Genomic DNA, 19,486 nt, shown 5'->3' on the forward strand with positions numbered 1-19,486 from the left:
CGGCATTCTACTGGAATTGGGAGGGGGTATGGATATCGCCGACCTGTTGGCGTTCAGCGTCAAACACGGGGCATCAGACCTGCACCTGTCAGCGGGCGTGGCGCCCATGCTGCGGGTGGACGGGGACATACAGCGTTGCGACCTGCCGGTGCTGACCGCGGACGCAGCGCGTGAACTTATCCACAGCGTGATGAATAGCGCACAGCGTTCAGCCTTTGAATCCGCCCACGAAGCAGATTTTTCATACGCAGTGCCCGGACTGGGACGCTTTCGGGTCAATGCCTTTGAGCAGCAGCGCGGAGCCGGGGCGGTGTTTCGCAGCATTACGGCGCAAGTCCCCAGCCTGGAAGGGTTGGGGCTGGGTGAGGTGTTTAAAGGGCTCTGTGGCCTGTCACAGGGGCTGGTACTGGTCACCGGCGCGACGGGCTCGGGCAAGAGCACCACATTGGCCGCAATGATTGATCACATCAACGCAACCCGCCAACAGCACATTCTTACCATCGAAGACCCGATTGAGTACCTGCACGCGCCCCGCCAGTGCCTGATCAACCAGCGCGAAGTGCACCGCGACACCCACAGCGTGGCGGCGGCGTTACGGGCGGCGCTGCGTGAAGACCCGGATGTGATCATGCTCGGAGAACTGCGCGACCTGGAGACCATCCGCCTGGCGCTGACGGCGGCAGAAACCGGGCACCTGGTGCTGGCGACGTTGCACACCGCATCAGCGGCCAAAGCCGTCGACCGCATCATTGACGTGTTCGCGGCCGATGAAAAGGCCATGGTGCGCACGATGCTGTCTGAATCACTGCAAGGGGTGATTGCGCAAACATTGGTCAAACGTGCGGGGGGAGGACGGGTCGCGGCGCACGAAATCATGCTGGTCACGCCTGCGATTCGTAACCTGATCCGGGAAAACAAAGTGGCGCAGATGGTCTCGGCGATCCAGACCGGCGCGGCGGCAGGGATGCAGACACTGGAGATGAGCCTGAAGCGGCTGAAGGAAAACGGCTTGATAGATTAGCGCCAACCCTTGTGGGAGCGGGCTTGCTCGCGATTGGATCAATGCGGTTAACAGATAAACCGCGTTGTCCGCATCGCGAGCAAGCCCGCTCCCACAGGGTTTAGCGCTGAGCGACCCGCAGGGTCTCTTTAGGCAACACGCGCTTGGCAACCACGTAGTGGCTCTGCCAGTAAGGCTTTTTCAGGGTGTCGATGGTCACCGACTTGCCGCGGCGCGGCGCGTGGATAAACCGGTCGTTGCCCAGATAAATGGCGACGTGGTTGACCGTGCGGCTCTTGATGTTAAAAAACAGCAAGTCGCCCGGCTTCAAATCCTTGCGTTCCACTTTTTGCCCATGGCCGCTGGCCATTTCGCTGGAACTGCGCGGCAAATTAACGGCTTTTACGTCGTTAAACGCATATTTCACCAAACCGCTGCAATCAAACCCTTTACTTGGGCTGCTACCGCCCCAACGATAAGGAGTACCCAACACATTCACGGCGCGGCTCAGTACGGCACTGCTTTGCTTGTTGGCGGCTGCCAAAGAAGCAGTGGCAATTTTGCCGGGGGCCTTGCGGTGGGCTTTACTCGCTGTTGGGCGTGATACAGCCTTGGTTTTGCTGTTAGTGGCAACATAAGGCGCACTCGCAGATGACTTTGCGGTGTAGCCAGTGAAGCCGGACGGAAGATGTTGCTCACGGTTGGTGGCGTGGGCGGCCAGTGGCATTAAAAGGCAAATGGTTAGCCATGTCTTGAATAAAGGACGCATTCGGCAGGGCTCAATGGTTATTAGCGCGAAACTTTATAACAGCTTTTTTGTCCTTTCTCAGGCCGTTTGTCGACTCGACTTGAGGGTCAAAAGGGCGTAGGACGGTGACAAATTGTCACAGGAAAACGGTACAGGTCAGGTAGGACAAGGCTTTGAGCGTTTTTTTGTAAGACACTTTTACCTGTTACGAGACAGTAAAAAAGTCACAAAAAAAATCAGAAATTTTTTCTATCACTGGCAAAGAGGGCATTTATGAGCGGCTATCGAGACGCAACACAGCATGATACCCACAGCAAGGTGCTGGGTTATTTGCTCTGGATTTTTGGTTTCCTGGGGGCACATCGCTTCTATTACGGTAAGCCGGTGACCGGGACGATCTGGTTTTTCACGTTTGGTTTGTTGGGGATCGGCTGGCTGATCGACTTGTTCCTGATCCCGAGCATGGACCGTGAAGCCGACCTGCGGTTCACTGCGGGGAGCACGGATTACAACGTGGCGTGGATCCTGCTGACGTTCCTGGGTGTGTTTGGCGTGCACCGCATGTACATGGGCAAGTGGATCACCGGGATCCTCTACCTGCTGACGGGCGGTTTCTTCCTGATTGGCGTGCTGTATGACTTCTGGACCTTGAACGACCAGATCTCGATTGAGAACGCTGATCGTCGTTAAGCCAACGCCAAAATCTGTAGGAGCGAGCTTGCCTCGCGATCTTTTAAACAATCAAAAGATCGCGAGACGAGCTCGCTCCTACAACGGTCAGAGGGTGGCTTAGCCCTCGTAACTGATCCGCCCATCCACCAGCGTGTAACGCACAGCGCCCGGCAGGCAGTGGCCGAGGAACGCGCAGTTGTCGCCCTTGGAATACCACTTCTCACCGGCCACGGTCGACGCGGCCGGGTCGAACAGCACCAGGTCAGCCGGTGCACCCACGGTCAGGCTGCCAGCGGGCAGGCGCAAAGCCTGGGCCGGGCCCGCGCTGAGGCGTGCGAGCAAGGTCGGCAAGTCCAGCAAACCGTCCTCTACCAACGTCATTGCCAATGGCAGCAGCAGTTCAACGCTGCTCATGCCCGGTTCAGTCGCACCGAACGGTGCCAGTTTGGCGTCACGCTCGTGTGGCTGGTGATGGCTGGAAATCGCCTGCACCACGCCCGACTTCACTGCTGCACGCAAACCGTCGCGGTCTGCGCGGGTGCGCAACGGCGGTTGCACGTGGTACACGCTGGAGAAATCCACCAGCGCTTCATCGGTCAAAATCAGCTGGTACAGCGCCACATCGGCGGTCACTTTCAAGCCGCGTGCCTGCGCCTGAGCAATCAGCGCCACACCACGTGCGCTGGTCAGTTGGCTGAAGTGCGCCCGTACGCCGCTTTGCTCAACCAGCAACAGATCACGGGCCAGGGCCACGGTCTCGGCGGTTTCAGGGATGCCCGGCAAACCACGGAAGGCCGCCATCGGGCCGTCGTGGGCGATGCCGCCTTCTGCCAGGTCGTGGTCCTGGGAGTGGAAGATCACCGTCAGGTCGAAGGTCGCCGCGTATTCCAGCGCCCGGCACAGGGTGCGGGTGTTGCTGAAGCTGTTGAGGCCGTTGCCGAAGGCCACGCAACCGGCGTCACGCAGGGCAATCAGCTCGGCCAGTTGCTCGCCGTCGAGGCCTTTGCTCAGGGCGCCAATCGGGAACACTTTGCAGTTGCCGGCCTCGCGGGCGCGGTCGAGGATCAGCTCGGCCACTGCCGAGGTGTCGAGCACCGGCTTGGTCTGCGGCGGGCAGCACAGGCTGGTCACGCCACCGGCCGCAGCAGCGCGGGTTTCGCTGGCGATGGTGCCTTTGCGGCTGTAACCCGGCTCGCGCAGGGCGACGTTCAGGTCAACCAGCCCCGGTGCGGCCACCAGGCCTTTGGCGTCGAGGGTCTGGCTTGGGGTGAAGCCGGCAGGTGCGGCGCCAATGGCGACGATTTTGCCTGCTTCCAGGTGCAGGTCGGTGATTTGATCCAGCTGGCTGGCAGGATCGATGACGCGGGCGCCGAGAATGCTGAGTTTCACTGGGCCTTCTCCTGTTCGATTTGGCGCTGGGCGGTTTGCCCGCTCATGGTCATGGACAATACCGCCATGCGCACCGCGATGCCGTAAGTCACCTGGTTGAGGATCACCGAGTGCGGGCCGTCGGCCACCGCCGACTCAATCTCCACGCCACGGTTGATCGGGCCAGGGTGCATGACAATGGCGTCCGGCTTGGCGCCTGCCAGGCGTGCCGTGGTCAGGCCGAACAGGCGGTAGAACTCGCCTTCGCTCGGGAGCAGGCCACCGGCCATGCGCTCGCGCTGCAGACGCAACATGATCACCACGTCGACGTCTTTCAGGCCTTCGTTCATGTCGGTGTACACCTTCACGCCGTATTGCTCGATCCCGATCGGCAACAGGGTTTTCGGCGCGATCACGCGGATGTCCTTACAGCCCAGGGTTTTCAGGGCGATCATGTTCGAACGCGCCACCCGTGAGTGCAGAATGTCGCCAACAATGGCCACCGAGAGGTTTTCAAAGCCGCCTTTGTGCCGACGAATGGTGAGCATGTCGAGCATGCCCTGGGTCGGGTGCGCATGGCGGCCGTCGCCGCCGTTGATGATCGCGACCTGCGGGCACACGTGCTCGGCAATAAAGTGCGCGGCGCCCGAGTCACCGTGGCGCACCACGAACATGTCAGCGGCCATGGCTTCCAGGTTGCGCAGGGTGTCGAGCAGGGTTTCGCCCTTGCTCGCCGACGAGGTCGACACGTTCAGCGTGATCACGTCAGCCGAGAGGCGCTGGGCGGCCATTTCGAACGTGGTACGGGTGCGGGTCGAGTTTTCAAAGAACACGTTGCACACGGTCTTGCCGCGCAGCAGCGGGACTTTTTTAACCGCTCGGGCGCCGACTTCAAGGAACGAGTCTGCGGTGTCGAGGATTTCAGTCAGCAACTCGCGGCTCAACCCGTCGAGCGACAGGAAGTGGCGCAGTTGGCCCTGATCATTGAGCTGTAGCGGGCGCTTGGCGTCTGGAGGCGTCATCGCAATGGTCTCTTAAAGGGCGGGTTCTAGAGATGAATCTTGAAGTTCGAGGGTCAGCGGCGCCGGGCCGGACAATTTCACCCGCTCGGTGGGCTTGAGTGACAAGGTCGCGCCGACCACGTTCGGGCGGATCGGCAGCTCGGCGGCGTCCAGGTCCAGCAGGCTGACCAGGGTCACGCTGGCCGGGCGGCCATAGTCGAACAGCTCGTTGAGCGCGGCGCGGATGGTGCGGCCACTCATCAGCACGTCATCGATCAGCACCAGGTGCTGGCCTTCGATTTCGAATGGCAGGTCCGAGGGGCGCACTTGCGGGTGCAGGCCGTTCTGGCTGAAGTCGTCGCGGTAGAACGACACGTCCAGCGTGCCCAGCGGCGAGTCGCTGCCCAGTGCGCGCAGCAGCGCCTGAGCAACCCAGATACCGCCCGTGCGAATGCCGATGAAACGTGGCTCGGTGATGCCGCGACGTTCCAGATGAGACTTGAGGTCGACGGCCATCTGGGAGATCAGTTCAGCGGGGACAGGCAATATCATGGTGGCTCCTTAACAGGCCCGCGTGGCAAAGCGTGCGGCGGCGGGCGCAAACAATGGGGCGCGTCAGTGAGGCAAACGCAGCGTCAGGCTTGAGGTGGTGCCGGGTGTTCGTCGAGCCAGCCTTGCAGCACCAGCTTGGCGGCGATGGCATCGACGGGGTTGTCGCGGTAACTGCCACGCTGGCCGCCCTGAGAGCGGCGTTCGCCCTTGGCTTCGAAGGTCGTCAGGCGTTCATCGTGGGTAAACACGGGCAGATTGAAGCGGCCATTGAGGCGGTTGGCAAATTTTTGCGCGCGGGCGCAGAACTCGCTCGGGGTGCCGTCCATGTTCAGCGGCATGCCGACCACCATGGCGTCGGGCTGCCACTCTTTGATCAGCTTTTCGATTTCTTCCCACTTGGGAATACCGTTTTCGGCTTTCAGGTTGCACAACTCGCGGGCCTGGCCGGTGACCATCTGGCCCACGGCGACACCGATGGAGCGGGTGCCGTAGTCGAAACCCAGCAATAAACGAAGGCTGGCCATCAGGAATGGCCTGCTTGACTGGTTAACAAATTGAGATCCACTCCCAGGTGTTTGGCGGCCGCATCGAGGCGCAGCTCGCTGGAGGTTGCAAACAGAATGTCGCTTGAATACGGGCAGGTCAGCCAGGCGTTGTCGGCCAGTTCGGCCTCCAGCTGGCCGGCGTCCCATCCGGCGTAGCCCAGGCAGATCAGGCTGCGCTGCGGGCCGCGACCGTCAGCAATGCTGAACAGGATGTCCACCGAAGTGGTCAGGGCCAGCCCGTCCTGCAGCTCGACGGTGGCGTCAAAATTCATCGTGGCGGGGTGCAAGACAAAACCGCGATCCACCATCACCGGGCCGCCGCCGTAGATCGGAACGTGCTGGCACAGAGGCGACGAAAGCACATCGGGGCGCAACTGCTCAAGAATGTCCGCCAGATTCAGATCCATCGGGCGGTTGATCACCAGCCCCATGGCCCCATTGGCCGTGTGTTCGACGATATACGTCAACGTGTGGGCAAAGTTAGGGTCGGCCATATGTGGCATGGCCATCAGCAATTGGTGCTTGAGGTACGTTGGCGTGTGCTTTTTCATGGGCGTAAGTGTGGCGCTGACAAGGGCAACTGACAAGTTGAGGGGATGAAGATTGCCGCTTAATTACTCGACAATTGATCCCCCGGTCCGAAGCGCCAGGTCCGAATGATCTCCAAACGGTCGATATCGGCCAGGTCGCCGGTAAACGGTGCAAAAGGCGCTGCCAGCCGCACGATGCGTTGCGCGGCCTGATCCAGCAGCGGTTGCCCGGAGGACTCAAGCACCAGCACCTCGTGCAACGAGCCGTCGCGGTTGATCGACACCAGCAGGCGCAGCTTGCCGTAGATTTTTTCGCGACGGGCTTGCTCGGGGTAATTGAGGTTCCCCACGCGCTCGATTTTCTTGCGCCAGTCTTCTTTGTACCAGGCGCCTTTGTCGCGCATGGTCGAGGCCGCGCTCATGCGGTAGATCTTAGGGCGCTTGGCATACAACTGCTGCTCGTTGGCCAGTTCGGCTTCGAGGCTGGAAATCTCGCTGGACAGCTGCGAGCTGTCGAACGTCGGAATATTGGCCTTGGGCGCCGCCTCAGTCTTGGTCTTTTGCGGCTCGCTCGGGGCTTTTTTAGGTTTGGGCGCCACGGTGGTCACGGCTGCTTTGGGCGCGGCCTTGGGTTGCTCCGGCTTGGCGGCCGGGGGCGGGGTGACCTTTTTGACGGTGTTGTCCTGGAACGGCGCCACTTCAGTGGTCTTGGGCACGGCTTTTTTATCCAGCGTGCCGCTGCCTTGCTGATTGTCCTGCGCCAGAAAGTCAGCTTTCTCCGGAGCTTTTTCGCTCTTGAACGTCGAGAGGGTAATTTCCAGTGTTTTGCTGATTGGCTTGGGCTCGCTGGCGCTGAAACCCACGCCCACAATCACCGCGATATGCAGCAGGGCTGCGATAAACAGGGCAAAACCCAGGCGATCAGCTGCGCGCACGCCGGTGTGGCGCAGTTCAGGGGGCAGGTCGCTGGGGAGTGTCATGGCAAAAAGACCAACATCGCGGGTTTCACAGGCTGCGCATGATAGCGCAATGTTGGTCTTTTTCAGGAGGTCGCAGATCAGCGTGCGGCGAGTTTGCGCTCAATCGCGTCCATCAGCAGTGCGCCGATGTTGGTACCAAAGGCGTTGTCGATTTCCCGGATGCAGGTCGGGCTGGTGACGTTGATTTCGGTCAGGTGCTCACCGATAACGTCCAATCCTACAAACAACAGGCCCTTTTCACGCAGGGTTGGGCCGACTTGGGCTGCAATCCAACGGTCCTTTTCGCTCAGCGGGCGGGCTTCGCCACGGCCACCAGCGGCCAGGTTGCCACGGGTTTCGCCCTGTGCCGGGATCCGCGCCAGGCAATAAGGTACCGGCTCGCCGTCGATCATCAGGATGCGTTTGTCGCCGTCCTTGATGCCCGGCAAGTAGCCTTGCGCCATGATTTGCTGGGTGCCGTTGGCAGTCAGGGTTTCGAGGATCACCGACAGGTTGGGATCACCGACCCGGTGGCGGAAGATCGACGTGCCGCCCATGCCGTCCAGCGGCTTGAGGATCACATCGCCGTACTGGGCCGCGAATTCACGCAGCACGTCAGCGCGACGGCTGACCACGGTTGGTGGCGTGCACTGGGTGAATTGGGTGGCGAACAGCTTTTCGTTGCAGTCACGCAGGCTCTGCGGCTTGTTGACGATCAGCACACCGTCGCGCTCGGCTTGTTCGAGCAGATAGGTGGTGTACACAAACTCCATGTCGAAGGGCGGGTCCTTGCGCATCAGGATTACGTCCAGATCGCTCAGGGCCGTGTCGGCCTCGGCCTCAAGCTCAAACCACTTTTCAGGGTTGGCGAACACTTTCAGCGGCTTCATGCGCGCGCGTGCCTTGCCTTCGGTCAGGTATAGGTCTTGCTGCTCCATATAAAACAGGGTCCAGCCGCGTGCCTGTGCGGCCAGCAGCATGGCCAGCGAGCTGTCCTTTTTATAGGAGATGTCCGCAATGGGGTCCATGACAATCCCGACTCGAACGCTCATGGCAAATTCCTCGATTAAATAGTGGGCAAAAGGCGAAATGTGATTAACCGTAGGAGTGAGCTTGCTTCGCGATCTTTAAAAAGATCAAAAGATCGCGAGGCAAGCTCGCTCCTACAGGTCATCTGCTGACTCATAAAATTGGCGCAAGAGTGGCGCTGACTGCGGTGGATGGTCAAGGAAAAACCGTCCGATAGATTGCAGGTCGCGACTGTGCTAAAAAGGCTCGCACAGTGCTTACAGCCCTTGTCCTTCAAGGATTTGCGGTTTTAGGCGACACAGTTGTAACAAAACGGGTCGCCGTGGCGAGGGTAGAGCACATATGGACACGCATTCCAGCGCCTTGAAGGTGATGGTGATCGATGACTCGAAAACCATTCGCCGGACCGCTGAAACCTTGCTGAAAAACGTGGGCTGCGAGGTCATTACGGCCATCGACGGTTTTGATGCGCTGGCCAAGATTGTTGACCATCATCCACACATTATTTTTGTCGACATCATGATGCCGCGCCTGGATGGCTATCAGACGTGCGCCCTGATCAAGAACAACCGGGCGTTCAAAATGACCCCGGTGATCATGTTGTCCTCCAAGGACGGTTTGTTTGACAAGGCCAAGGGACGCATTGTCGGCTCTGATCAATTTTTGACCAAGCCCTTCAGCAGAGATGAACTGCTGAGTGCCATCAAGGCCCATGTACCGGGTTTTAATATTGTCCCGAACGTTCAATGACGCTCGGCCCCGAGGGCCGATTACCTTTTAGATGGGGAACACCATGGCTCGCATTCTGATCGTCGATGACTCGCCGACCGAAATGTTCAAACTGACCGGCATGTTGGAAAAACATGGTCATGTCGTGCTGAAGGCTGAAAACGGCGCAGACGGCGTGGCATTGGCCCGCCAGGAAAAACCCGATGCGGTGCTGATGGACATCGTGATGCCTGGCCTTAATGGGTTTCAGGCCACGCGTCAGCTCAGCAAAGACCCCGAAACCAGCCACATTCCGGTCATCATGGTGACCACCAAAGACCAGGAAACCGACATGGTCTGGGCAAAGCGTCAGGGCGCCAAGGCTTACATCACCAAGCCGGTGGACGAAGATAACCTGAGGCTGACGCTCAAGAACGTGCTGGCTGACAGCCGCCCTCAATGACGGCCTGCCAATGCCTGACTCACTGACCGCCTTCGAACTGCTGTTTGAGATTGACCAACGCTGCCGCGCTTTGGCAGCAGGTCTGGCGCCGGTGCAAGTACAGGCCGGCAGTTGGAGCGGCATCGGCTTTCGGATGGGCGAGCATCGTTTTGTGGCGCCCATGGGCGAAATCGCCGAGATCCTCCACGAGCCACGGTTTACCTTGCTGCCAGGGGTAAAACCGTGGGTCAAAGGGGTGGCCAACCTGCGTGGGCAATTGTTGCCGATCATTGATCTGTGCAGCTTTTTCGGGCTTGAGCCGTCGCCCCTGCGCAAGCAACGGCGGGTCATGGTGCTGGAATTCAAAGACGTGTTTGTCGGCTTGCAGGTGGATGAGGTGCTGGGCATGCAGCACTTTGATCAAACTGAGCTGGACACCCAGGTGCAGACGTTGCCCAACCTATTGTTGGTGCCTTTTATCCAGGGACGCTTTGCCAGCCAGCCAGAGTGGTGGATTTTCAGCCCGTTCGTGCTGGCCCACGCGGCCCAGTTCTGGGCTGTCGCGGTGTGAGTGGGGCGCGTGTTTTACCTTTTGCTTTACTACGGGATGCCAAGGCCTGACTGATGAGCACAGCCAATACCGCTAAACCACTGGAAGGGTCGCGCAGTCGTTCGCAGATCATCGTGCTTTTTATCGCCCTGATCGTGTTCATCATGCTGTTGTTCGCCAACTTTGCTTACCTCAACACCCAGTCCAACTACGACAAGCAATACATCAGCCACGCGGGCGAGCTGCGCGTGTTGTCTCAGCGCATCGCCAAAAACGCCACTGAAGCTGCCGCTGGCAAGGCCGCCGCGTTCAAATTGCTGGGGGATGCGCGCAATGACTTCAGCCAGCGTTGGGAGTACCTGCAAAAAGGTGATCCCAGCACCGGCCTGCCGCCTGCACCGGTAGCGGTACACAAAGAAATGCAGTCGGTTCAGCGCGACTGGGAGCAGTTGCTGGACAGCACCAACGCGATTTTGGCCAGCGAGCAAACTGTGCTGTCGCTGCATCAAGTGGCAGCCACCTTGGCCGAGACCGTGCCGCAGCTACAGGTTGAGTACGAGAAAGTCGTCGAAATTTTGTTACAGCGCGGCGCCCCGGCAAGCCAGGTGGCCTTGGCCCAGCGCCAGTCGTTGCTGGCCGAGCGCATATTAGGCGCGGTTAACACAGTGCTGGCGGGCGATGAAACGGCGGCGCAGGCGGCCGATGCGTTTGGTCGTGATGCCAACCGCTTCGGCCAGGTGCTTAATGGCATGCTCGAAGGCAATGACGGGCTGCGCATTCCTAAAGTCGAAGACAAGGACGCCCGCGCCCGCCTGCTGGAGATTTCCGAGCTGTTCCAGTTTGTCTCGGGCTCGGTGGATGAAATCCTCGAAACCTCGCCTCAACTGTTCCACGTGCGCGAAGCCGCCAACACCATTTTCAGCCTGTCGCAGACCCTGCTCGATGAAGCCTCAACCCTGGCCAACGGCTTTGAAAACCTGGCCAACGGTCGCTCGCTGGACATCATCGGTGGCTACGTTCTGGGCTTGCTGGCGCTGGCGTCAATCATCCTGATCGGGCTGGTGATGGTGCGCGAAACCAATCGCCAACTGCGTGAAACCGCTGAAAAGAACGAGCGCAATCAGAACGCAATCATGCGGCTGCTCGACGAAATCGAAGACCTGGCCGACGGCGACCTGACCGTGACCGCTTCGGTCACCGAAGACTTCACCGGGGCGATTGCCGACTCCATCAACTATTCCATCGACCAACTGCGCGAACTGGTGGCCACCATCAACCTGACGGCGGGCCAGGTGGCGGCCGCCGTGCAGGAAACCCAAGCCTCGGCCATGCAACTGGCGGAGTCTTCGGAGCATCAGGCGCAGCAGATCGCCGAGGCGTCCGGGTCGGTGCAGCATATGGCGCAATCGATTGATCAAGTGTCGGCCAACGCGTCTGAATCCTCGGCGGTGGCGGAGCGTTCGGTGGCGATTGCCAACAAAGGCAACGAAGTGGTGCACAACACCATTCGCGGCATGGACAACATTCGCGACCAGATCCAGGACACGGCCAAGCGCATCAAACGCTTGGGCGAGTCTTCTCAGGAAATCGGCGACATTGTCAGCCTGATTGATGATATTGCTGACCAGACCAACATTCTGGCGTTGAACGCCGCTATTCAGGCGTCCATGGCCGGTGACGCCGGACGCGGGTTTGCCGTGGTGGCGGACGAAGTACAGCGTCTGGCTGAGCGCTCGTCGGCGGCGACCCGGCAAATCGAGACGCTGGTGCGGGCCATTCAGGCCGACACCAATGAAGCGGTGATTTCCATGGAGCAAACCACCACCGAAGTGGTGCGCGGTGCGCGCTTGGCCCACGACGCGGGGGTGGCGCTGGAAGAGATCGAAGGGGTGTCGCAAAACCTCGCTGACCTCATTCAGCGCATCTCCAACGCGGCGCAAGAGCAAACCAGCTCGGCTGCGCAGATCTCCCTGACCATGAACGTGATTCAGCAAATCACCAACCAAACCTCGTCCGGCTCGACTGCCACCGCCGACAGCATTGGCAACCTGGCCAAGATGGCCAGCCAACTGCGCCGCTCGGTGTCCGGTTTCACCTTGCCCGCCTCGCCAAAACCCCGAGAGCCGCAGTAGTGCGACATTCAGACTGGAGTTGTTATGGTTGACCGGCGCGACTACGTAGCCCTCGAATGGGTTAAAGACGAGATTGCCGACACCTTGAAACAGGCGCGCACGGCGCTGGAGGACTATGTCTTGCAGCCCGCTGCCGAGGCGTTGGAGCAGTGCCTGGCGTGTATTCATCAGGTGCACGGCAGCCTGCTGATGGTGGAGTTTTATGGCGCCGCCCTGCTGGCCGAAGAAACCGAACACTTAGTGGTCGCCCTGCAGAAAGGCCGGGTCAGCCAGAGCGAAGAAGCCCTGCGCCTGTTGATGCAAGCCTTCAACCAGTTGCCGCTGTACCTGGACCGCGTTCACACGGCCCGGCGTGACTGGCCGCTGGTGGTGCTGCCGTTAATCAACGATTTACGCACCGCCCGTGGCGAAAGCCTGCTGTCAGAAACCAGCCTGTTCAGCCCCGATTTACAGACATTGCCGACACTGGACCAAGCCGCCCTCGCGCACTTGATCCCCGCCGAATGGCCGCGCCAGATCATGACCCTGCGCCACGCCCTGCAAGCCGCGTTGAACGGTTTGCAGGGTGAGGAAGATGTGCGCGGCAATCTGGAGCGCCTGGCCAATGTCTTCAGCCAACTTGAAAGCCTGTGCCAGGGCGCGCCCATCAACGCCTTGTGGAAAGTCGCCTCGGCCTTGCTGGACGGCATGTTGCGCGGCCGTGTGGCCAATAGCCCGGCGTTGCGCAGCCTGCTCAATGAGTCCGACAAAGAACTCAATCGCTTGCTGGCGCAAGGTATTGAGGGCGTCAACCAGCCTGCGCCGGATGAGCTGCTCACCAGCTTGCTGTTTTACATCGCCAAGGCCGAACAGCCGACCACCAAGATGCTTGCGCTGAAAAACCGTTACGAGCTGGACGAAGCCATGCCCGATGCGGCCATGGTCGACGAAGAACGGGCGCGGCTGGCGGGGCCTGACCGTGACGCGATGCGCTCGGTGGTCTCGGCGTTGTGCGAAGAGCTGGTGCGGGTCAAGGAACGCCTCGATCTGTTTGTGCGCAGTGACCGTTTACACGTGTCCGAGTTGAGCAGCCTGATGGCGCCGTTGCGCCAGATCGCCGACACCTTGGCAGTGCTCGGTTTTGGCCAGCCGCGAAAAGTCATCATCGACCAGTTGGCGGTGGTCCAGGGCATCGCCCAAGGGCAGCGCGAGCCGACAGACGCCGTGTTGATGGATGTGGCTGCCGCCTTGCTGTACGTCGAAGCCACGCTGGCCGGGATGGTCGGCAATGTCGAGCCGTCTTCGCGGGAAGAGAGCCGCCTGCCCACCACTGATCTGATTCAGATTCACCAACTGGTGATCAAAGAAGCGCGTATTGGCCTTGAAGAGATCAAAGACCTGATCACTGATTTTCTCGCCGACGGTCACGACCGCCAGCACCTGCAACGGTTGCTTGGCGTGCTGACGCAGATCCGTGGCGCGCTGGCGATGATCCCGCTGCGGCGGGTCGCTGGCCTGCTCAACAGCTGTCACGATTTTGTCGAAGAGCATTTGTTGGCGGGCCCGCTGCCCGCCAACGCGCAGCTTGATCAGTTGGCGGATGCGTTGATCAGCATCGAGTACTACCTGGAGCGTTTGGCGCTGGACCCCGGCGCCGCCAGCGAGAAGGTGCTGGAGCGCGCTGAAAAGAGCCTCACAGCGCTGGGTTACGCGCCCGCCAAGCGCAATGTGCTGGTGCTCGATGAGTCGCTCAACGCGCCTCCCGTCAAGGCCAGGTCAGCGGTGCAGACCCCGGATGACCCTCAGGTGATGCAGAGCCTGGCGCAGGTATTGGCCGGCCCGCTGTCGCTGAACCCGCCTGCGCAGCACATCCCGCAGAGCTTGTTGCCGCCGCCGGTAGACGAAGAACCGGTGGACGAAGAACTGCTGGAAGTCTTTCTGGAAGAGACCGAAGAAGTCTTGATTGCCCTGCACGACGCCTTGCCGCAATGGGTTGCCAACCCGGCCGACAGCGCCGCGTTGGCCGAACTGCGGCGAGCCTTTCATACGCTCAAGGGCAGCGGTCGCATGGTGCGTGCGCTGGTGCTGGCGGAACTGGCCTGGGCCGTTGAGAACTTGCTGAACCGGGTGATCGAACGCAAAGTCGCGCCGTCCCCAGCGATTGATCAATTGCTGGAAGAGGCGCTGGTGCTCCTGCCGCAATTGATCCAGGAATTCGCCGATCGTAGCCAGCGTCAGCATCACGATGTCGACCAGCTCGCGGCCCGCGCCCACAGCCTGTCCAAGGGGCGCCCGCAGCCGCTGCAGATCGAGCAGCAGAGCGCCAGTTTTGATCCGCAATTGCTGGATATCTTCCGCCAGGAAGCACAAACCCACCTCAACAGCCTCAACCACTTTCTGGACCTGGCCAGCGAGCACGTGCCGCTGTACGCCACTGACGATTTGCAGTTGGCCATGCACACCCTCAAAGGCAGCGCGCATATGGCGGGCGTGCTCAGAATGGCCGAGCTGGCGGCGCCGCTGGATTACCTGGTGCGTGAGTACAAGGCCCATCACCTTGAGCTGGACGTCGAAGAAATTGACTTGCTGCTTGAGGCCGACAGCTTGCTGCATCGCGGCCTCAAGCAGCTGGACCTCGACCCGCTGGCCGAGATCCGTGGCGCCCGGGCCTTGATAGAACGCATCGGGCAATGGGTCAGCAAACGGTTGGACATGGCCCTGAATGCGTCTTCGGGCACGTTGACGCCCCCGCGGGACCCGCAGCGTATCAGCGAGTTTTTGGGCCAGAGCATGGACATTCTGTTCGAGGCCGAAACGCTGTTGCGCCACTGGCGGCAACACCCCCATGAGCGCGACGGCCTCCAGCGTCTGCTAGACCAACTGACCGACCTGGGCGAGTCGGCCTTTTTGCTCGACCTACAGCCCGTCGATGCGCTGTGCGAAGCCTTGCTCGACCTGTACGGCGCGGTAGAAGAAAGCAGCCTGGTGGTCAGCGAGCGGTTCTTTCAAGAGGCCGATGAGGCTCAGGAAGCGCTGATCAACATGCTCGACCAATTGGCCGCCGGGCAAGAGATCACACCACAACCGCAACGCATCGACGCGTTACAGGCGCTGCTGCATGAAGGCTTGGCGCCGGACGCTACCGGCCTGATCCGCCGTGAAGGCAACCAGACCCTGGACATCACAGAACTGGGCGCCGCCACGGCGCAGCTGGATGCCGAGCAGGACGACACGCAGGACGATGAGATCGTCGCCATCTTTATCGAAGAGGCGGTGGATATCCTCGACAGCACCAGCCATGCGTTGCGGCGCTGGATCAATGAGCCCGACAACCTGGCGCCGTTGTCCTCGCTGCAACGAGACTTGCACACGCTCAAGGGCGGCGCGCGCATGGCCGGTATCGTGCCGATTGGCGACCTGGCCCACGAGCTGGAGCACTTATACGAAGGGCTGCTGGATCGCCGCTTGAGCGAGAGCCCGACGTTGGCGCGCCTGCTGGAGCTCTGCCATGCGCAACTGCTGGTGATGCTCGAACAACTGCGTCACCACACGCCTCTGGACGAACCCACTGAACTGATTGAGGCCATTCGTACCCTTCGGCACAGCAGCGCTGCCTCTGTAGAACCGGGTAACGCCACGCCAGCGCCAACGCCTGCCGGGCCGCAAAACGGCATCGACCCGGAGCTGCTGGATATCTTTCTGGAAGAGGCGTTTGACCTGCTGGAAAGCTCCGGTGCGGCCTTGGTGCGTTGGCAGGCCGAGCCGCAAAACACCGTTGAAGACGAAAACCTGCTGCGCGACCTGCACACCCTTAAAGGCGGGGCGCGGATGGTCGAAATCAGCGCCATCGGGGATTTTGCCCACGAGTTGGAAACCCTGGTTGAAGACATTTCATTAGGTTTTCTGTCTCCCAGTGCTGAATTGTTTACCTTGCTACAACGCAGCCATGACCAATTGGCGCAGATGCTCGACGCCCTGCGCAGCGGCCAGCCGGTGCCTTCGCCGCAGGTGTTGATCGAGCATATTCAGCGGGTTGAACGCAGTGTCCGGCAAGCCGTCCAGAGCCCGGCGGTGAGCAAGCCCGAGCCCGCCGCCGGGTTGCTGCCCGAAGCCGAGCGCACGGGGCTGGACATGCTCAAGGTGCCAGCTGAGCTGCTCGAAGACCTGGTCAACCTGGCGGGCGAAACCTCGATGATTCGCGGGCGTCTGGAGCAGCAGGTCAACGACGGCAAGATCGCCCTCAACGAAATGCAGACCACCCTTGAGCGCATGCACGATCAGTTGCGTCGGCTCGACACCGAAACCCAAAGCCGCATTCACAGCCGTCAGCACGCCGAAGTCGATGGCCTGGCTTACGACGAATTTGACCCGCTGGAAATGGACCGCCATTCCCAGCTGCAACAATTGTCGCGGGCACTGTTTGAGTCAGCTTCGGACTTGCTCGATCTCAAGGCCACCCTGGCGGCGCGCAATCAGGACGCCTACAGCCTGTTGCAGAAACAGGGGCGGGTGAACACCCAACTGCAGGAAGGCCTGATGGGCACCCGCATGGTGCCGTTCGAACGGGTGTTGCCGCGCCTCAAACGCGTGGTGCGCCAAGTGGCCTCTGAATTGGGCAAGCAGGTCGAGTTCAGCGTGATCAACGCCGAAGCTGAAATCGACCGCAATGTACTGGAACGCATGGTCGCGCCGCTTGAACACATGCTGCGCAACGCCGTGGACCACGGGCTTGAGCCTACCGACGTCCGCGAGGCCAGCGGCAAGCCGGCGCAGGGGTTGATTACCCTGGAGCTGTCCAACGAAGGCGGCGACGTGGTCTTCGACATTCGTGATGATGGCGCCGGGGTGCCGCTCGAAGCGGTGCGGCGCAAGGCCATCCTGCGCGGTCTGTTAGACCCGCAAATGATGGTCAGCGACCGTGACGTGTTGCAGTTCATCTTGCAGCCGGGCTTCTCTACCGCTGAAAAAATCACCCAGATTTCCGGGCGCGGCGTCGGCATGGACGTGGTTCATGAAGAAGTGCGCCAACTGGGCGGCAACATGACCATCGACTCAGTGCCGGGCCAAGGGGTGCACTTTCAAATCCGCCTGCCGTTCAGCGTGTCACTCAACCGCGCCTTGATGGTGCAGTGCGGCGACGAGCAATACGCCATTGCGCTCAACACCGTTGAAGGGCTGGTGCGTGTGATGCCCAACGAGCTTGAAGACTATTACCAGCTCGACCCGCCCATGTACCACTACGCGGGCCAGGATTACGACCTGCGTTACTTGGGCGAGCTGCTGCAAACCGTGGGCAAACCCCAACTGATCGGGCAAAACCATTCGCTGCCGGTGTTGCTGGTGCATTGCAATGACCAACGGGTGGCCTTGCACGTGGATGCGCTGGCGGGCTCGCGTGAAATCGTGGTCAAAAGCCTTGGCCCGCAATTTACCGGGGTACAAGGCGTGTCGGGGGCGACCATTTTGGGTGATGGCCGCGTGGTGCTGATCCTCGACCTGTTGGCCTACCTGCGTGCGCACCAGGCGCGCCAGCCTTTGCAGCAGGCGATCAATGAAGCCAACGGCGTGCTGGACTTCACCCCGGCGGTGCGCCCGCCGCTGGTTTTGGTAGTCGACGACTCAGTGACCGTACGCAAGGTGACCAGCCGTTTGCTGGAGCGCAATGGCATGAACGTGATTACCGCCAAAGACGGCGTCGACGCCATGAGCGTGCTCGAAGACCACATCCCGGACCTGATGCTGCTGGACATCGAAATGCCGCGCATGGACGGCTTTGAAGTGGCCACCCACGTGCGCAACAGCCCGCGTCTCAAAGACCTGCCGATCATCATGATCACCTCGCGTACCGGGCAAAAGCACCAGAACCGCGCGATGGCGATTGGCGTCAACGACTACCTGGGCAAGCCGTATCAAGAGTCGGTGTTGCTGGAACGCATTGCCTACTGGAGCAACTTCCATGCTTGATCACCGCGTTGGCAGCCTGACCTGCTTGCTCTTGCCGTTGGCCGACCGCTACTTGCTCCTGCCCAACGTGGCGATTGCCGAACTGATCGACTGGCAGCGTGGCGAGCCGAGTATCGACTCACCGTCCTGGCACGTCCGGCAAATCAACTGGCGCGACCGCGAACTGCCGCTGATCAGCTTCGAAGCGGCTTGCGGCGGCCCCTTGGTCATCGGCGAGCGCGCGCGCATCGTCATCCTCAACACCCTGAGCGGCGACCCGCGCCTCAAATTCATCGGCCTGGTGGTGCAAGGCATCCCGCGCTCTTACCGGCTCGACAGCCAACTGAGCTTCGTCGACGTGCCCCTCAGCCCGTTCGAACGCGCGGCGGTGCAAGTGGGCGAGAGCGTGGCAAAAATCCCGGATCTACTGGGATTGGAGAGGCTGGTGCTGTCGGGTAGCGAGCCAGAAACGCCCGACCCCGTGTAGGAGCGAGCTTGCCTCGCGATCTTTTGATCGTTGAAAAGATCGCGAGGCAAGCTCGCTCCTACAGGGGGCTGTGCAGTCTATTGATTCGGTTGTTTACCGTGCTATTTCTGAAGGTTAATGCGCCTGCCGCGAAACAGGCGCATGTCCAGATCAGCGTGGGTTGAGGCTACTCAAGGATTTTTCAACCTGTGTTCTGGCCATATCCACCAAATGCAGCACCGACAACACCAGATCGCGCTGTGCCCCGTCTTCAATAAGTTGCTTGGCATTCTGCGCAAGACTGCCGACTTCTGTATGTAATATTTGGCATTGTTATTCATTTGAATAATTAACAGCGGGTGATATTTATTCTGGGTTTTACATGAGCAGGCAAATCCAGTTACTTTTGGGGGTATTCAAGATATAAAAGGTTTCCTACGCTGTTGGCTCTAATGTTGATTGTCAGGAGCGAAAAGTATGAGTGGTGATGATGTTAATAGTGTTCATTATGTCTATGATGCTCTAAGTCGCCTTGTTCGATGTCGGTCTAAGGAATTATCAGGGGTTGATATATTCTATAAAAATAATGTTCGCTGTACTTCTGTTGAGGGCGATGTCAGTCGGTCGGTATTCAATGGAGGGGGGTATCTCTTGGCGCAGCGAGATCATCCAGCGGATTGTAACAGTGCCGCGTTGCTGGTTAGTAATAGTTCCAATACAGTGATCAACTCGACCTCGCAGCCGTTAGATCATATTCAACCGTGTCTGGCCTACGGATTTAAAGCGGCTCTTCGCATTTAAGGGTGTAGCTGATTTCTAAACCCTCCTGACTTCAGCAAGCACCTGGCTATGTAATTGGTTA

At 60.0% G+C, this 19,486-nt stretch carries 16 protein-coding genes; 8 read left to right on the forward strand and 8 right to left on the reverse strand.

The features are described from left to right. Positions 1-28: 28 nt before the first annotated feature. A complete protein-coding gene (locus GHO32_RS16735) occupies positions 29-1,021 on the forward strand; it encodes a type IV pilus twitching motility protein PilT (RefSeq protein WP_153335308.1) in 993 nt (330 codons plus the stop codon). Between the two features lie 100 nt (positions 1,022-1,121). Here GHO32_RS16735 and GHO32_RS16740 read toward each other — a convergent pair whose 3' ends face one another. Beyond that, on the reverse strand, positions 1,122-1,769 hold the full coding sequence (locus GHO32_RS16740; RefSeq protein WP_048370955.1) for a C40 family peptidase: 648 nt from the start codon (positions 1,767-1,769) through the stop codon (positions 1,122-1,124). A 252-nt stretch (positions 1,770-2,021) separates the two neighbouring features. On the opposite strand from GHO32_RS16740, the gene GHO32_RS16745 reads away from it, so the two are divergent. After that, positions 2,022-2,438, forward strand: coding sequence for an NINE protein (locus tag GHO32_RS16745; protein WP_048370954.1), 417 nt, complete (start codon positions 2,022-2,024; stop codon positions 2,436-2,438). 99 nt (positions 2,439-2,537) lie between these two features. Here the strand turns inward: GHO32_RS16745 and GHO32_RS16750 are convergent, their stop codons facing one another. The 7 genes from GHO32_RS16750 to gshB all read right to left on the reverse strand — a co-directional run bounded on the left by GHO32_RS16750 (position 2,538) and on the right by gshB (position 8,427). After that, positions 2,538-3,809 (reverse strand): dihydroorotase, encoded by a 1,272-nt coding sequence (locus GHO32_RS16750; protein WP_368668325.1) that lies wholly within the window; start codon positions 3,807-3,809, stop codon positions 2,538-2,540. Continuing rightward, complete coding sequence (locus GHO32_RS16755) at positions 3,806-4,810, reverse strand: aspartate carbamoyltransferase catalytic subunit (protein WP_048370951.1); 1,005 nt, start codon at positions 4,808-4,810, stop codon at positions 3,806-3,808. The genes GHO32_RS16750 and GHO32_RS16755 overlap by 4 nt, the downstream gene beginning before the upstream one ends. Positions 4,811-4,822: 12 nt before the next feature. Then, positions 4,823-5,341, reverse strand: a complete 519-nt coding sequence (gene pyrR, locus GHO32_RS16760) for a bifunctional pyr operon transcriptional regulator/uracil phosphoribosyltransferase PyrR (protein ID WP_153336370.1) — start codon at positions 5,339-5,341, stop codon at positions 4,823-4,825. A gap of 83 nt (positions 5,342-5,424) precedes the next feature. Then, complete coding sequence (ruvX, locus tag GHO32_RS16765) at positions 5,425-5,865, reverse strand: Holliday junction resolvase RuvX (protein ID WP_048370946.1); 441 nt, start codon at positions 5,863-5,865, stop codon at positions 5,425-5,427. Continuing rightward, entirely contained in the window at positions 5,865-6,437 is a 573-nt protein-coding gene (locus GHO32_RS16770; RefSeq protein WP_153336371.1) for a YqgE/AlgH family protein, read from the reverse strand. The genes ruvX and GHO32_RS16770 overlap by 1 nt, the downstream gene beginning before the upstream one ends. Before the next feature lie 59 nt (positions 6,438-6,496). Continuing rightward, the gene (locus tag GHO32_RS16775; RefSeq protein WP_048370942.1) at positions 6,497-7,396 is read right to left on the reverse strand and encodes an energy transducer TonB; all 900 of its coding nucleotides are present in this window, start codon (positions 7,394-7,396) and stop codon (positions 6,497-6,499) included. Positions 7,397-7,473: 77 nt separating this feature from the next. Beyond that, entirely contained in the window at positions 7,474-8,427 is a 954-nt protein-coding gene (gshB, locus tag GHO32_RS16780; RefSeq protein WP_048370940.1) for a glutathione synthase, read from the reverse strand. A 319-nt stretch (positions 8,428-8,746) separates the two neighbouring features. Between gshB and pilG the strand changes: the two genes are divergently transcribed. Genes pilG through GHO32_RS16810 form a run of 6 tightly spaced genes read left to right on the forward strand, consistent with a single transcriptional unit; the run spans position 8,747 to position 18,645 of the window. Further along, complete coding sequence (pilG, locus tag GHO32_RS16785) at positions 8,747-9,154, forward strand: twitching motility response regulator PilG (RefSeq protein ID WP_123750811.1); 408 nt, start codon at positions 8,747-8,749, stop codon at positions 9,152-9,154. A gap of 43 nt (positions 9,155-9,197) precedes the next feature. Beyond that, positions 9,198-9,575, forward strand: coding sequence for a twitching motility response regulator PilH (gene pilH, locus GHO32_RS16790; protein ID WP_153336372.1), 378 nt, complete (start codon positions 9,198-9,200; stop codon positions 9,573-9,575). Positions 9,576-9,585: 10 nt separating this feature from the next. After that, positions 9,586-10,125 (forward strand): chemotaxis protein CheW, encoded by a 540-nt coding sequence (locus GHO32_RS16795; protein WP_153336373.1) that lies wholly within the window; start codon positions 9,586-9,588, stop codon positions 10,123-10,125. Between the two features lie 53 nt (positions 10,126-10,178). Beyond that, positions 10,179-12,236 carry a methyl-accepting chemotaxis protein gene (locus GHO32_RS16800; protein WP_153336374.1) on the forward strand — a complete coding sequence of 686 codons (2,058 nt, stop codon included), beginning with the start codon at positions 10,179-10,181 and terminating at the stop codon, positions 12,234-12,236. A gap of 24 nt (positions 12,237-12,260) precedes the next feature. Then, positions 12,261-18,179 carry an Hpt domain-containing protein gene (locus GHO32_RS16805; RefSeq protein ID WP_153337878.1) on the forward strand — a complete coding sequence of 1,973 codons (5,919 nt, stop codon included), beginning with the start codon at positions 12,261-12,263 and terminating at the stop codon, positions 18,177-18,179. After that, on the forward strand, positions 18,172-18,645 hold the full coding sequence (locus GHO32_RS16810; protein WP_153336376.1) for a chemotaxis protein CheW: 474 nt from the start codon (positions 18,172-18,174) through the stop codon (positions 18,643-18,645). Before GHO32_RS16805 ends, GHO32_RS16810 begins: the two co-directional genes overlap by 8 nt. The last annotated feature ends 841 nt before the right edge of the window (positions 18,646-19,486 follow it).

This window comes from Pseudomonas sp. FSL R10-2189 (genome assembly GCF_009600325.1).
Taxonomy (GTDB): domain Bacteria; phylum Pseudomonadota; class Gammaproteobacteria; order Pseudomonadales; family Pseudomonadaceae; genus Aquipseudomonas; species Aquipseudomonas helleri.

Bases quoted from the DNA above. Each gene is read 5' to 3' on its own strand.
- ruvX (WP_048370946.1), bottom strand. From the start codon at position 5,865: ATGGCCAGCCTTCGTTTATTGCTGGGTTTCGACTACGGCACCCGCTCC.
- GHO32_RS16745 (WP_048370954.1), top strand. From the start codon at position 2,022: ATGAGCGGCTATCGAGACGCAACACAGCATGATACCCACAGCAAGGTG.
- GHO32_RS16755 (WP_048370951.1), bottom strand. From the start codon at position 4,810: ATGACGCCTCCAGACGCCAAGCGCCCGCTACAGCTCAATGATCAGGGC.
- GHO32_RS16775 (WP_048370942.1), bottom strand. From the start codon at position 7,396: ATGACACTCCCCAGCGACCTGCCCCCTGAACTGCGCCACACCGGCGTG.
- pyrR (WP_153336370.1), bottom strand. From the start codon at position 5,341: ATGATATTGCCTGTCCCCGCTGAACTGATCTCCCAGATGGCCGTCGAC.
- gshB (WP_048370940.1), bottom strand. From the start codon at position 8,427: ATGAGCGTTCGAGTCGGGATTGTCATGGACCCCATTGCGGACATCTCC.
- GHO32_RS16810 (WP_153336376.1), top strand. From the start codon at position 18,172: ATGCTTGATCACCGCGTTGGCAGCCTGACCTGCTTGCTCTTGCCGTTG.
- GHO32_RS16740 (WP_048370955.1), bottom strand. From the start codon at position 1,769: ATGCGTCCTTTATTCAAGACATGGCTAACCATTTGCCTTTTAATGCCA.
- pilG (WP_123750811.1), top strand. From the start codon at position 8,747: ATGGACACGCATTCCAGCGCCTTGAAGGTGATGGTGATCGATGACTCG.
- GHO32_RS16735 (WP_153335308.1), top strand. From the start codon at position 29: ATGGATATCGCCGACCTGTTGGCGTTCAGCGTCAAACACGGGGCATCA.
- pilH (WP_153336372.1), top strand. From the start codon at position 9,198: ATGGCTCGCATTCTGATCGTCGATGACTCGCCGACCGAAATGTTCAAA.
- GHO32_RS16770 (WP_153336371.1), bottom strand. From the start codon at position 6,437: ATGAAAAAGCACACGCCAACGTACCTCAAGCACCAATTGCTGATGGCC.
- GHO32_RS16805 (WP_153337878.1), top strand. From the start codon at position 12,261: ATGGTTGACCGGCGCGACTACGTAGCCCTCGAATGGGTTAAAGACGAG.
- GHO32_RS16795 (WP_153336373.1), top strand. From the start codon at position 9,586: ATGCCTGACTCACTGACCGCCTTCGAACTGCTGTTTGAGATTGACCAA.
- GHO32_RS16800 (WP_153336374.1), top strand. From the start codon at position 10,179: ATGAGCACAGCCAATACCGCTAAACCACTGGAAGGGTCGCGCAGTCGT.